Source organism: Paucilactobacillus nenjiangensis, assembly GCF_005405445.1.
Lineage (GTDB): Bacteria > Bacillota > Bacilli > Lactobacillales > Lactobacillaceae > Paucilactobacillus > Paucilactobacillus nenjiangensis.
The window spans coordinates 1-14,669 of the sequence record NZ_BJEB01000057.1; the positions used below are offsets into that span (position 1 = coordinate 1).

The window sequence follows — 14,669 nt, forward strand, 5'->3', positions numbered from 1 at the left end:
TACGTATCATTCAAAGAGTGATAGGCAAGTATGCGGTGTTCCTAGAATCCCGGGAATTTATTCCCGGAGTAGTTCACTAGCAATCACTATCCGACCATTAAACTCTTTAATATTCATCAGACCAGACTTATCCTTGGAGCACAAGCTATTCATATCCAAATTAATTAGATACGTATTCTCGTACTCTTTCAGGACTTGTCCATTAAATCCACCCAGGACCATCGGACAACTATCACATTCAACATTGAAGCGTTCATAATGGCAATCTTTATCAAATAACATGTCGTTCACCTCGGATTTCATAATTTTACTAATGTTTATGATAAGTATTGTATTCGTCAAATTTAAAGAATGTGTGAAATTTAATGTAAATATTATAGTTACCAAAAGAAATCCGCTTTTATAACTGAATGTTTTTGATTGCATTTTGACGCCTTTTCGACAATAATTAACTACATCATCATAGATATTTAAGGGGTATTAATATGTCAAAGGGACGTATGGAAGCTTTTACAGATGCGGTTATTGCAATTATTATGACGATCCTTGTTTTAGAACTTCAGCCGCTAACTGATTTATCATTTCATGGACTATGGGAAATTCGCACAGAGTTATTAGCTTATTTCTTTAGTTTCTTCATCCTAGTGGTAACTTGGAATAACCATCATCACATGTTTCAAGTGGTCAAAAGTGTGTCGACGCCAGTTTTATAGACCAACTCCATTTTATTGTTTTGGCTATCACTATTTCCGTTTGTGACTGCAACGGTGGACGCAAATTGGGAATCGCGATTTGCGGAGTTAATATATGTCTTCATCTATTTAATGTACAACATTTCATGGGTGCTGCTACGAGTCACGGTTGTTCGGGCAAATCCATCCACACGGGAATACATCGGCCGCAAAGATTTGCTCACGACGGCGTGGGTGATTGTGGTCATCGGAATTACTTGGTTTATCCCTGAAGCTGGGGTGATTGGCTGTTTCATTATTACTATCATTTGGATTTTACCTTATAAAAATGTGGAAAAGTTATTCAACGAAAGGAAGTAATCACAATGAAAATTGCTATTTTGGGTGCCACTGGAATGAGTGGCCAAACAATTTATCAAGAAGCGGTTGACCGTGGTCATGACGTGACTGCATTTGTCAGAAATGAAGCCAAAGCCAAAGGAACATTGGGCGACGATGCTAAACTAAAAGTAGCGGATGTCTTTGAATTAACCACTGAAGATTTAACACCTTTTGAAGTGGTAGTTAATGCACTGGGGACACCCAGAAGCCATGACATGGGGTACTTACACATAGATATGGCAGCTCATTTGATTCGTATTTTACGTAACACCACTTCACCTCGAATTTTCTTTATGCTAGGGGCGGCCAGCTTGTTAGACAAGGATGGAAATCCGTTTATTGATTCATTTGTCAAAGATACAAGTTCGGCCTCTTGGATTGACACGCCTTTAATGCAGGTTCATGAATATCACTTTTTGCAAACCGTTACCAATGTTAACTGGGTGGGAATTTCTCCATCCTTAAGCTACGGCCCCGGTCCCAAAACCGGCTATGTCCGTAATGACAAAAATCAAGCACTCTTCGATTCATCGGGTAAACCTAATTTAACGAGTGGCAATCTTGCTACAGCACTACTAGATGAAATTGAAGCCCCATCGATTAACCAAGCACGATTTACCGTTGGCAACAACGACTAACCTAAAGGAGTTTTATTAATTATGCAAAAGAACAAAGTTTACCTTGCGAGCCCATTTTTCTCTGACGGCCAAAAAGAACGCATCGAAAAAACGGTGGCTGCTTTACGCAAGAACCCCACCATCGCTGGTGATGAAATTTATAATCCACAAGAACACCAAGAAGAAACATTAGAATTCGGATCACATAAATGGCAAGATTCCGTCTTCGCGACTGATATGCGCCAAGTAAAACGGGCTGACGTCGTGGTGGCAATTTTAGATTATAAAGCTGAAGAGGATAATCCTGAACCAGACGCTGGTACCATTTTTGAAATCGGCGCTGCCTGGGCTTGGAACATCCCCGTTATTATGGTTCAATTCAAAGAAGATCACGAACTTAACCTAATGCTCGCTCGTTCGCATACCGCCATGTTCTCCGGTGACAAAATTGAATCCAGTCTTGCTGAATACAATTTCAATACGCTGCCAACTAGCTGGACGACGATGAAGGTATTCTAGAAAGAGTGCGACCTCATTCGTGAATACCGGAGCTTATAACAAAGAAATCCTCGTTCAAGTGAACTTAACTTGGACGGGGATTTTGAAGTTATGTGACGGTATTGAAGGAGGGAGCACGTTTCAGCCCAGAGTGCGACTCAATTCGGAAATTCACGAGCATTAATAAAGGCAATTATTGATTTCGAGTTTGGAAATCTAATTGTCTAAATTAAGCGGAATGAATTGAATTGATGGAGCACGTTTATACTCACTAAATCCCCCTTCACACATAGCCATCCAAGCCACCCGCTTGGATGGCTATTTGTTTACAAAAAATCCTACACACCAGGTGAGTGGTATGCAGGATTAGCTTAACTATTTATCATTTTTGGTATCTTTAGGTGCTGCTTTCTTTTTTGCATCATTAGGTTCAATTTTAGCTTGAACTTCTTTTTTTGCTTTTTTTGATTTCTTTTCGTATGGTTCTGTACCAGTTAAACGACCAACTGACTTGAATGTATCTTCAAAGGTTTCATCAATTGAAACAGATGAGCGAGTCAATTCAAAGTAGAGTGGCTTTGAGAAGTAAAGCACTGGTAAGTATGCACATCCATAAACAACCATCAAAATAATACCGAGGTATAAGAAGAAATAAGTTGCGGTATATTCACCATAAAATGTGATTAAACCAAAGATGATTTGACCCACAATCAAAGGAACCACCGTAACGATCATCAACCAAAGATATTGCCATTTCTTATGTGACATGAAACGACGGCTGGCTGTAAATGCATGACGCATTGATTGACCAAGGAACTTCGGACGTTGTTCACGATATAAGAAGATACCTTGAGCATATTCCAATGTCTTCCAAATGGTAATCACAGCTGTCAACAATCTGAAAATAATTGCTAGAATCGTATTACTGCTAAAGACCAATTCCAAGATGTTGGTTGGCAATGTCCATAATCCAATAAACAATGATGAGTACAAGAACAAGCGCCACATTTGGTTTTTGTTCATAATTCGAAATTGTGCCCAAATACCTTTCAGTGAGATTGTCTTGCTGTCATTTTGAATTGTATCTTGGAATTCATATTGAATGGCAACGGCAAAAAATTGAATAAAGACAATCGCTGCGACAAACAGTGCCAAGGCAGCTAGGAAAATGACGACACCAATCGCAATCGAACTAGCCGATACCGCACCGGTCATACCGTACATCACAGTATACATCAGCATCACAAGCTTTTGAGTTACATACGCAAATGCTTCGTAGCCGGCAAATGCAACAATCGCAATCACGGCAATCGCAATCACAATAAAGCTCACTAAACTAATGACAGATTCCTTATATTTAGCTTTAACGATATCTCTTAACTTCGAAACAAAACTTTTAGTTGTTACTTTACTACTTGCTTCCATCAATCCACCCTTATTCCTGATCTTATGCCGATCAAATTAGTTTTCCGATTTCAGTGTGTCTAAAATCAACAATAGGAAGATTGTAACACACATCAAATCTTCTAGCCCAATCTTTACAAAATCTTCAAATAATTGTACGGCTTTCTTCACTTTAAATTTCTGGAATGAATAAGTTTCCTAAAGTAGCAGCCATGATAGCTTTGATAGAATGCAAACGGTTCTCAGCTTCGTCAAAGACCACCGATGCAGGTCCATTGAAGACATCATCTGTAATTTCAAGAGCGTCGACCCCAAATTCTTCACCAAGTTCTTTACCCACTTCGGTGTCGTGATTGTGGTAAGCCGGTAAACAATGCATGACAATCGTACTATCTTTACCAGTCGCTTCGACTAAGGCTTGATTGATTTGATATGGCAACAACATTTCAATCCGTTCTTTCACATTGATTTGTTCACCCATTGAAATCCACACATCTGTGTACAATGCATCTGCACCTTCAACTGCTGCCTTTGGATCTTCAGTCAAAAAGACTTTTGAACCAGATTTCATGGCGGCTTCTTTGGCTAAACCAATCACTTCATCACTAGGCCAGAGTGCTTTAGGGACGCCCATATGGATGTTCACCCCAAGTTTGGCGGCGGTCACTAATAAAGAATTGCCCATGTTATTGCGGCCATCCCCAAGATAAGTCAACGTCAAGCCTTTTAAATGACCAAAATTTTCTTTTAACGTCAAAAAGTCCGCAATCATTTGAGTTGGATGCCATTCATCGGTTAAACCATTCCAAACTGGCACACCACTATATTTGGATAAGCCCTCAACCGTGGCCTGCGCAAACCCACGATATTCAATTCCATCAAACATCCGCCCTAACACTTTGGCTGTATCTTCCGTTGATTCCTTTTTTCCAAATTGAATATCATTTTTACCTAAAAATTCTGGATTAGCGCCCAAGTCATTAGCAGCAACCGTAAAGGCAGACCGAGTTCGCGTCGAAGTCTTTTCAAATAACAAGGCGATATTTTTACCCTGCAAATAAGGATGCGCAATATTGTGGTGCTTTAAATATTTTAAATGTGCTGAAAAATCAACTAAGTAATTGAGTTCCGCACTCGAAAAATCGATTTCTTTTAAAAATGACTTGCCTTGGAATTGATTCATGATTTAGCCTCCATTTTGGTTTGAGCAAACTGGCTCAATATCTGGTTAATTTTTGTTAAGCCGGTCGTTAATTCTTCCGTATTCATCACGAGCGGTGGTAACAACCGCAACGTGTTATGTTTCGCAGACAATGTCAGCAGTCCGTCTTGTTGCAAGGCTTTGATAATATCTTCCACGTTGACTTGTTCATCTAAGTGAATGCCAATCATTAATCCTTGACCAGAAATGGCCGTGACGATGGATTGTTGCGCAATTTCATTCTTCAAAATGGCCCACACCGATTTTGATTTAGCTTGAACTGCCGTTAAAAATTCAGGCGTCAATTGATCCAAGACAGCATCTGCGGCGGCCAAAGATAATTTATTGCCCCCAAAAGTGGTCCCATGAGAACCGGGGCCAAATGCACTCGCTAATTCTTGCTTACCTATCATTGCCCCAATTGGTAGCCCGTTGCCAAGCGCTTTAGCCAGGGTCACAATATCGGGATGCAAATCATAATTTTGATATGCAAACTTGGTTCCGGTCCGACCAATCCCCGTCTGAACCTCATCAATAATTAACAGTGCACCCACTTGATGAGCTTTAGTTTCGATTGCTTGGAGCCAGTCAGCATGCGCATTATTCACGCCGCCTTCACCTTGAATCACTTCTAAAATCACAGCCGCCGTTTGATTATCGATTTGTGTCAGTGCGGCATCATCGTCAAAGTCCGCAAAATCAATTGATGGCACAAGGGGAAAAAAACCTTCCTTGATTCCTGGGTTGCCGGTCATTGACAATGATCCATAAGTCCGACCATGGAAGCTATCGTTAAAGGCGATAACTTTTGTTTTACCAGAGGATTTGCGGGCTAACTTTAAGGCCGCTTCATTGGCTTCAGTCCCTGAATTACAAAAGAAAGCCAACATACCGGGCTCAACTAACTTTGCCGCTACTTGATCTTGTAACTGGCTGTCATATAAATTTGACGTGTGCCAAACTTTACCAGCTTGTGTGGCGACGGAATCTTTGATTAATTGATTAGAATAGCCAAAACTACAAACCCCAATGCCGCTAGTGAAATCAAGATATTGCTGCCCTTGACTGTCCACTAAATGTACATCTTCGCCATCGACGATATCGATTGGATATCTGGCGTACGTTGGAAATACATATTCCATTCTTCTTGCTCCTTTGGTTACGCGGTTTTTAATACCGTACCGTGATTTTCAATATTGTCCGTAATGAGCACTTTTTTTACCCCATGCTCGAGGGCCGTGAACGCTGCTTTAATCTTAGGCTTCATCCCCGATTTAATAATCTCATCTTGCATTAAGCTGTGCGCCATTTGATTATTCAGCTCTGAAATCACATTGCCATCTTTAATCACGCCAGGAACATCCGTCAACAAAACTAGTTCTGCGGCATTTAATTCTTCCGCAATTTTAGCTGCGGCCACATCCGCATTGACATTAAGCACTGCACTGTGTGCAGTTTGTACCAAGGGAGCAATCACAGCAATCTGGCCATGCAAGTTTTGCGCGAGCCACTCCTCATTGACCTTGATCACCTGACCAACTTCACCGTACAAGGGTTGATCAACGTATTCGCCTTCCAACAGGTGATTGTCAGCCATGTTTAGCCCCATCACTTCAAAGCCATGATCGGCAATCATCTGGCACAAGGCTGGTTGAACGACTCCGAGTAAAACGGCCTGAGTGACTTTCAAAGTCGCCTCATCAGTGACTCGAATCCCGTTCTTTTTGGTCACGGTTAAACCTAGATCTGAACTCCATTTAGAAATTTGCGGCCCACCACCATGAATAATGATGACTTGCTTGCCTTGTTGTTGCCAAACTGCGAGTTGTTCAAAAAACGATTCAGTTAGTTGTTGAGTGGCGTTCCCACCAATTTTAATGACAATTTTTTCCATTGAATTCACCTATTAGCTTCGATATGAAGCGTTAATTTTCACATAATCATACGTTAAGTCACAACCCCAGGCTTGGCCAGTTGCTTCACCGAAATTCACATCGACATCAATCACAACTTTACTAGAGGCCAGTGTTTCTTTCACGATTGCTTCATCAAAATTGGCCGAAATACTATCTTTGACTAATTGGATGCCATTAATCCACAAGCTGACGTGATCAACATCAAGTTTGGCATCCGTTTGTCCAATTGCACCCATGATACGACCCCAATTCGCATCATCCCCAAAGATAGCGGATTTAACTAAGTTTGACCCCACGATTTGTTTGGCAATTTTTTGAGCATCCTCTTTGGTTTCAGCATGCTTTACATTAGCTTCGACTAATTTGGTGGCTCCTTCACCGTCAGCAGCAATTTCTTGTGCCAAGTATGACAAGACTTGATGAAAGGCGGCTTCAAATTCATCAGATGCGGCCACATCCACGCCGGATGCCCCATTGGCCATCACCGTCACCATATCATTAGTGGAAGTATCGCCGTCCACGGTAATTTGATTAAACGTATCGTTGACATGTTCACTTAGCAGGGCCTGTAATTCATAACTAGCGATTTTAGCATCAGTGGTCACAAAGCCTAACATGGTAGCCATATTGGGATGAATCATCCCAGACCCTTTGCAAAAGCCCGATACAATCACCGTCTCGCCGTCAATATCAGCAGCGACACTAATAGTTTTAGCGTGCGAATCAGTGGTCATTACCGCATGAGCCACTTTATCGGAATCACCGAGCTCCAACTTTTTAATCCCGGCCGTAATCAAACCCATGGGCATGAATTGACCAATCACTCCAGTTGAAGCCACGCCAACTAAATTGGAATCGATAGTCATTTTGTCTGCCACCGCTTGTTGCATGACCAGGGCATCAGTTTCACCTTGTGGTCCAGTACAAGAATTTGCACAGACACTATTCATCACGACTGCTTGCAGTTGATGGTTTAAATTAATCGTGTTTTTAGTTAGTTTTGTTGGTGCCGCTTGAAATTGACTCGTTGTATAAACTCCTGCCGCAGCGGCTGGCGTTTCAGAATAAATCCAACCTAAATCTAGTCCATCTCGTAAACCCGCATGAATTCCATCACTGAAAAATCCCTGTGGCCATTGATACTCATCTAACTTTTTCACTTTATTTTGAATTTGATCCATACTGTTTCTCCCTCGTGTCAGTTGTAATTTCCCCAAATTATCCCTGTTTTCCTCATCCAAAGCTCCCGCATGTTGTTGGTATCTGTTGTAGTGCTCGGTGATTACCCGGTTGGTTCAGCACTTAATTTCTGAAACGTGCTGACTCAATCTGCTCTCTTCGTTTAACTCAAATGGCTCATAAACTTAACCCGTTTATTTCGCCATTTTTTGTTAATCCTACAGAGCAACCCGATTGAGCTCACACTCTTTGTTAACGGCCTCCCCAACCAATCTCCTCACCTAACTTGTAATTCCTTCGATTTCTTAACCCTTGAAATCTTTGAATTCCTCCGTTAGTGCTCGGCGATTACCCGGTTGGTTCAGCACTTATTTTCTGAAACGTGCTTACTCAATCTGCTCTCTTCGTTTAACTCAAATGGCTTATAAACTTAACCCGTTTATTTCACCATTTTTTGTTAATCCTACAGAGCAACTCGATTGAGTTCACACTCTAAACCTATGGCACCCACACATTCACCGGTAATCCGGCAGCTTCATCAAAGTTGAACATTTGATTGAAGTTTTGAATTGCTTGACCGCCAGCACCTTTGATTAGATTGTCGATGACACTGACTACCATCACGGTGTGAGTGTCGGGATTGTAAATTGCCCCAATTTTACAATCATTGGTCCCAACAACTTCCTTAATAGTAGGAAATCGTCGATCAGTCCAATTCACAAAGGTTTGATCTTGATAAGCTTGCTCAAATGCTTCAGATACTTCAGCTTGAGTGACTCCAGCTTTAACTTTAGCGTAGACCGTACTCATCAAACCTCGAGTGATTGGTAACAAAGTGGTATTAAATTGAATTGCTTTGACAGCTGGATTCCAAGTTTGCAATTCTTGTACTACTTCTGGAATGTGCTGATGTTGATTCACTTTGTACACTTGTAAATTCTCATTAGTTTGACTGAAATGTAATAATTCACTCGGCTTCTTGCCAGCCCCAGAGGTCCCTGATTTGGCATCCACGATAATTGAATCAACATCAATCAAGTCATTCTTGACCAACGGTGCCAATGCCAACAAGGTGGCGGTCGCATAACAACCAGGATTAGCAACGTATTTCGCATTGTGTGCTGATTCAAACTCTACTAAGCCGTAGTGAGCAGTATCCAGTGCACTTTGTTGCGCCGGTTGCTTGTGATACCACTGTTCATACAACGCTTGCGTGTTTAAACGATAATCACCAGACAAATCAATCACTGGAAAGTCCGCATCGATAAATGGTTGTGCCAACTGTGCGGTTACTCCGGCCGATGTGGCAAAAAAGACGACATCGTTATCTTGCATGATTTGGATTTCATTATAAGGAAAGATTTGTTGCTGATTAAAGTGGCCTAGTTCAAAGAGCGAAACCACATCCCCTAAATTTTGATTCTCCGTTTGTGCATGTCCATATAAATTCACCTGGTCAACGCCTGGGTGATTATTTAATAGTTGAAAGAGCACCATGCCCCCGTATCCGGAAACCCCGACGAGTGCAGCATTCATACTAATCATTCCCTTCTCATTCATATAATTGCATTTTTATTAGTTGCCCATCAGCTTACATGCAACGAGAAATAAAAGCAACCCTTTTTATGTAATTATTCACTATTATTCATGATTTAGTTAATTTTATTCAGTAAATAGTGAATTTATTTGAATATTATGAATAAAAATTATTGACTTGAGTTCTTGCTTGGTGTTTAATATTGATAATAATTACGAATAGATATTCAAAAAGGTGGGAATAATATGAATAAATACCTGACATTACAAGACGGAACCGTCTTTATTGGTGAAGCATTTGGCGCAACTGAAAGTCAAGCTGCCGGTGAAGTTGTGTTTAATACGGGGATGACCGGCTATCAAGAAGCAATTACGGATCCTTCCTATACAAATCAATTATTAACGTTTACTTACCCATTGATTGGGACGTATGGCACAGACGAATGGCACAACCAAAGTGTGGCGGCAACTTGCCAATCAGTCATCGTTCGACATTTAGAAAACGAAGACCCAACTGAAGGACAATCAATTTCCAGTTTTTTAAAGGAACAAGGAATTCCTGGGATTTCGGAAATTGACACGCGCTCATTAACGAAGCATATTCGGACGCAAGGTACAATGAAGGCCGTGCTAACCAATGCACCAGTTGCCATGACCGACTTTGATACCATTTATAACCAAATTGACACCATCATGCATCGAACACCAGAACTGCAAGACGCCATCTATAATGTTGAAAATGCTGATTTTCATGTGGTGGTGATTGACTACGGTATTAAACAAGCGATTATCGAACAATTGATGGCACACGGCTGCAAGGTGAAGGTGCTGCCATACACGACCGACTTTGAAACGGTCAATCATTATGAGACAGACGGCGTTTTGATTTCAAATGGGCCGGATAATCCCACGGACTATTTAGAAACCCTTCCTTTATTAAAAGAAATTCAAGCACATTACGCGACTGCCGGGATTTGCTTAGGTCATCAACTACTCGCCCTAGCCAACGGTGCAACGACTCATGCAATGTTGTTTGGGCATCGTGGTTTGAATCACCCCGTCGAACTCGAAGATGGAACGACGATTTTAACAAGTCAAAATCACGGTTATGCAGTGGACGTTGATTCCTTAGTAGAGACCGGTTTAGTCGTCACTGCTACAGAAGAAAATGACAAAACTGTTGAAGGTTTACGTCACACCAGTTTGCCCGTCATCACGGTGCAATACCATCCGGAGGCTAATCCAGGCCCCACCGATGCCCATAACTTTTTCAATCAATTTAATCAATTAATGCTCAAGGAGACGAAAGTACATGCCTAAAATTGCAACTATTAAAAAAATCATGGTGATTGGCTCGGGACCAATTGTCATTGGTCAAGCCGCCGAATTTGACTATGCCGGCAGCCAGGCATGCATTAGTTTACAAGAAGAAGGCTACGAAGTGGTCTTAGTCAACTCCAATCCAGCCACAATTATGACCGACGATGAAATCGCTGATCATGTTTACTTGGCTCCTTTAACAGTGGCTTCAATTACCGAAATCATTGCCAAAGAAAAACCAGATGCCCTGCTGCCAACTTTGGGCGGACAAACTGGTCTCAATTTAGCGATTGATTTATTTGAAGCTGGCGTTTTAGATCAATATCACGTGCAATTACTGGGTACGGGTTTAAAAACGATTCAACAAGCGGAAGATCGAGAAGAATTCAAAGAACTAATGGAATCAATTCATCAACCAATTCCAGCGAGTTTGACCGTACATGATACCGAAGCCGCAGTTAAATTTGCGCACCAAATTGGCTATCCGGTGATTGTTCGTCCGGCTTTTACCCTTGGTGGTTCGGGTGGTGGAATTGCCACCAATCAAACTGAATTACTAGATATCACCCACCGTGGTCTATCAATGTCACCAGCGACTGAGTGTTTAATCGAAAAAAGTATCGCCGGTTACAAAGAAATTGAATTTGAAGTCATGCGCGATGCCAACGGTGATAAAATCAGTGTTTGTTGTATGGAAAACTTTGATCCAGTCGGTATTCATACGGGTGATTCGATTGTTGTCGCCCCTAGTCAATCATTAAATGATTCCACTTATCAGCGGTTACGGACCGCTTCTTTAGCTATTGTTGAAGCACTCAATATTCAAGGCGGCTGTAATGTCCAACTAGCACAAAACCCAACCACCAATGAATACTTTATCATCGAGGTAAACCCACGGGTGAGCCGTTCATCAGCCTTAGCTTCAAAAGCGACTGGTTATCCAATTGCCAAAATTGCCGCTAAAATTGCGGTTGGTTTGAATTTAAAAGAAATTACGAATCCCGTCACCCAAACGACTAATGCCGCCTTTGAACCAGCGCTAGATTATTTAATCGTTAAAATTCCGCGCTTTCCGTTCGACAAATTTGATACTGCCGATTCTCACCTTGGTACCCAAATGAAGGCCACAGGTGAAGTGATGGGAATTGGCTTGACGATGGAAGAAGCCTTCTTAAAAGCAGTCGCTTCATTAGAAATTAATCCACAATTAGAAAATACGCTCTTGCCTGAACAAGATTTATCCAACGAAGAATTAATGCAACATTTGGCGCATCCAACCGATCAACGGCTGTTTGAAATCTTTTTAGCATTACAACACGGCTGGACGATTGAGCAATTATTTGAAGCTACGCAAATCACGCCTTTTTTCTTACACAAGTTAGCGAACATTTGGGATATCATGACGGAATTACAAAACAACCAGCTGACGGTTCCTTTGTTGCAACATTCCTTGAAATTTGGCTTCAACCCAACCATGATTGCGACCGCCACTGCGGTGCCAGTTGCAGAGATTAATTCGATGATGGTCACCAACCACATTCAGCCCGTTTATAAAATGGTGGATACCTGTGCAGGTGAATTTGACAGTGCCACCCCATATTTTTACAGTAGTTATTTCCCAGGCGAAAATGAAAGTGTGCCATTAAAAAATAATATTATCGTCCTGGGATCTGGTCCGATTCGGATTGGACAAGGAGTCGAATTTGACTATACAACCGTGCATAGTGTACAAGCGATTCAACAACATGGTTATCAAGCCATTATTATTAATAACAACCCTGAAACAGTTTCGACTGACTTTTCAATTTCAGATAAATTATATTTTGAACCACTCACAATTGACCATGTGATGCAGATCATTGACTTGGAGCAACCCGAAGGCGTGATTGTTCAATTCGGTGGGCAAACTGCCATCAACTTAACGGCTGAGTTAGTTGCCCAGGGCGTGAACATCTTAGGCACTTCATTAGCCGGAATTAATCAAACCGAAGATCGCCACGAATTTGAAGAACTACTCGCTAGCTTATCAATTAAGCAGCCCAATGGTGATACCGCAATGAATCAAGCCGATGCACACGTGGTGGCTAAACAAGTAGGCTATCCGGTGATGGTACGTCCTAGTTTCGTCTTAGGCGGACGGGCAATGGCGGTCGTGACCGACGATAGCGAATTAGATGAGTACGTGGAAAAGGCCATTGACGCCGCTCCACATCAACCAATTTTAATTGATCATTATGTAGCTGGGACTGAGTGCGAAGTCGACATTTTAAGTGACGGACACGACGTCTTCATCCCCGGCATCATGGAACATCTCGAAGGTTCCGGTGTGCATTCTGGTGATTCTATTTCCATCTATCCCACTCAGCACTTAACCACAGCGCAAAAGCAAGAAATCATTGCCATTTCTACCAAAATCGGCAAAGCGGTGCACTGTATCGGTATGATGAACATTCAATTTATCGTCGCCGACGCCGCTTACGTAATTGAAGTCAATCCACGTGCCAGCCGAACAGTCCCCTTTATGAGTAAAATTACCGGCAACCATCTCGCTAAACAAGCGACTGGCTTAATTTTAGGCAAGTCACTGACCGAAATTGGTTTGTTCGCCGGTTATGGCGCAGAACCAGACCAAGTGTTTGTCAAAGCTCCAGTCTTTTCGTTTGCCAAACTACCTGGCATGATGACGACCCTTTCTCCTGAAATGAAATCCACTAGTGAATCCATTGGTAGTGGCGCTACTTTCAGCGAAGCCTTAACAAATGCTTTATATGATAGCTATGGTTCGTTAAGTAATCGGACCGGCAAAATTGTGCTCCTCGACAATTCAGCTGAAGACGACACCGAACTACTGATTGAACTCGCTAAACATAATTTTGAAACGATGGTCATTTCCGGTGATATTTCTGACGTAACTCCTGCCGAAGCTGCTTTCGTTGTTACCGGTGATGAAAACCAAACTACTGATACTCCTTTAAGTTACTTTGCATTAAGTAACCAAATCCCCCTCTTCTCTAATCCAATGACGATTGTGGGGATATTAAAGGAGAACATGATTCAACCCGTTTAGCCTTTGAGCATTAACAAAATCTAACTGAGTCACCGTTCTTGGGTGGCAAAGTTAGATGAGTTAAGCGAAAAGGTTGGGGTGAAGAGCGCGATTATGAAAAAGAGCGTGATTCAACCCGTTTAGCCTTTGAGCATTAACAAAATCTAACTGAGTCACCGTTCTTGGGTGGCAAAGTTAGATGAGTTAAGCGAAAAGGTTGGGGTGAAGAGCGCGATTATGAAAGCGAACGCTCAGCTCCTGAACTCTAACCTAAACTAATTATTTATCTGCACTTGGATAAATGATTAGTTGTAGTTAGGCGAAGAAGTTGTGAGTTTGAGCGCGATTATGAAAAAGAGCGTGATTCAACCCGTTTAGCCATTGAGCATTAACAAAATCTGACTGAGTCACCGTTCTTGGGTGGCAAAGTTAGATGAGTTAAGCGAAAAGGTTGGTGTGAAAAGCGCGATTATAAAAAAAGGGCGCCATCAATCGATAGATTACGAGCACTATCCTAACTAATTGGTTTATCCTGACTTGGGATAAATTAATTAGTGTAGATAGGCGGAGTAATCTGATTGATGAAACACGATTAAGGAGAGCGTGAACTCTATCGTACAAAAACTGACTAACATTAGTGGTGAATCATAATTCGACGGAATTATGATTCACCACTTTTTCTTTTTTTGCTAAAGTGGTAATGAAGTTGACATGTCGAAGGTCTATTTGGCGCACCTTCTGGTGACGTCGTCACAAAAACTGGCAACTTCATTTGGTTCACAAATTAACTCGCTCGAAGTCCGTTGGCTATTTAAAGTCGTGTATTGAAAATTGAGATGAGTGAATCAGTGAATACAACTTTCATAAAGGTGGTAGTTA

Annotated in this window: 12 protein-coding genes; 6 read left to right on the plus strand and 6 right to left on the minus strand. The window is 41.6% G+C overall.

All coding sequences use genetic code 11. The features are described 5' to 3' along the window. Nucleotides 1-485: 485 nt before the first annotated feature. Genes FFM59_RS08065 through FFM59_RS08080 form a run of 4 tightly spaced genes read left to right on the plus strand, consistent with a single transcriptional unit; the run spans nucleotide 486 to nucleotide 2,209 of the window. Nucleotides 486-713 carry a TMEM175 family protein gene (locus FFM59_RS08065; RefSeq protein WP_137602530.1) on the plus strand — a complete coding sequence of 76 codons (228 nt, stop codon included), beginning with the start codon at nucleotides 486-488 and terminating at the stop codon, nucleotides 711-713. Between the two features lie 54 nt (nucleotides 714-767). Beyond that, nucleotides 768-1,052, plus strand: coding sequence for a hypothetical protein (locus FFM59_RS08070; RefSeq protein ID WP_170175969.1), 285 nt, complete (start codon nucleotides 768-770; stop codon nucleotides 1,050-1,052). Between the two features lie 5 nt (nucleotides 1,053-1,057). Beyond that, the gene (locus FFM59_RS08075) at nucleotides 1,058-1,711 is read left to right on the plus strand and encodes an NAD(P)H-binding protein (RefSeq protein WP_137602532.1); all 654 of its coding nucleotides are present in this window, start codon (nucleotides 1,058-1,060) and stop codon (nucleotides 1,709-1,711) included. Nucleotides 1,712-1,732: 21 nt separating this feature from the next. Further along, nucleotides 1,733-2,209 (plus strand): nucleoside 2-deoxyribosyltransferase, encoded by a 477-nt coding sequence (locus FFM59_RS08080; protein WP_137602533.1) that lies wholly within the window; start codon nucleotides 1,733-1,735, stop codon nucleotides 2,207-2,209. A 354-nt stretch (nucleotides 2,210-2,563) separates the two neighbouring features. Here FFM59_RS08080 and FFM59_RS08085 read toward each other — a convergent pair whose 3' ends face one another. The 6 genes from FFM59_RS08085 to argC form a co-directional block, all read right to left on the minus strand. After that, nucleotides 2,564-3,613 (minus strand): hypothetical protein, encoded by a 1,050-nt coding sequence (locus tag FFM59_RS08085; RefSeq protein WP_137602534.1) that lies wholly within the window; start codon nucleotides 3,611-3,613, stop codon nucleotides 2,564-2,566. Between the two features lie 151 nt (nucleotides 3,614-3,764). After that, on the minus strand, nucleotides 3,765-4,775 hold the full coding sequence (argF, locus tag FFM59_RS08090; protein ID WP_137602535.1) for an ornithine carbamoyltransferase: 1,011 nt from the start codon (nucleotides 4,773-4,775) through the stop codon (nucleotides 3,765-3,767). Next, complete coding sequence (argD, locus tag FFM59_RS08095) at nucleotides 4,772-5,935, minus strand: acetylornithine transaminase (RefSeq protein ID WP_137602536.1); 1,164 nt, start codon at nucleotides 5,933-5,935, stop codon at nucleotides 4,772-4,774. The genes argF and argD overlap by 4 nt, the downstream gene beginning before the upstream one ends. 17 nt (nucleotides 5,936-5,952) lie before the next feature. Next, a complete protein-coding gene (argB, locus tag FFM59_RS08100; protein ID WP_137602537.1) occupies nucleotides 5,953-6,687 on the minus strand; it encodes an acetylglutamate kinase in 735 nt (244 codons plus the stop codon). A gap of 12 nt (nucleotides 6,688-6,699) precedes the next feature. After that, complete coding sequence (argJ, locus tag FFM59_RS08105) at nucleotides 6,700-7,890, minus strand: bifunctional glutamate N-acetyltransferase/amino-acid acetyltransferase ArgJ (protein WP_137602538.1); 1,191 nt, start codon at nucleotides 7,888-7,890, stop codon at nucleotides 6,700-6,702. A 496-nt stretch (nucleotides 7,891-8,386) separates the two neighbouring features. Next, nucleotides 8,387-9,424 carry an N-acetyl-gamma-glutamyl-phosphate reductase gene (argC, locus tag FFM59_RS08110; RefSeq protein ID WP_137602541.1) on the minus strand — a complete coding sequence of 346 codons (1,038 nt, stop codon included), beginning with the start codon at nucleotides 9,422-9,424 and terminating at the stop codon, nucleotides 8,387-8,389. Between the two features lie 246 nt (nucleotides 9,425-9,670). Between argC and FFM59_RS08115 the strand changes: the two genes are divergently transcribed. Further along, on the plus strand, nucleotides 9,671-10,744 hold the full coding sequence (locus tag FFM59_RS08115; protein ID WP_137602539.1) for a carbamoyl phosphate synthase small subunit: 1,074 nt from the start codon (nucleotides 9,671-9,673) through the stop codon (nucleotides 10,742-10,744). Next, a complete protein-coding gene (carB, locus tag FFM59_RS08120; RefSeq protein WP_137602540.1) occupies nucleotides 10,737-13,811 on the plus strand; it encodes a carbamoyl-phosphate synthase large subunit in 3,075 nt (1,024 codons plus the stop codon). Before FFM59_RS08115 ends, carB begins: the two co-directional genes overlap by 8 nt. Nucleotides 13,812-14,669 lie beyond the last annotated feature (858 nt).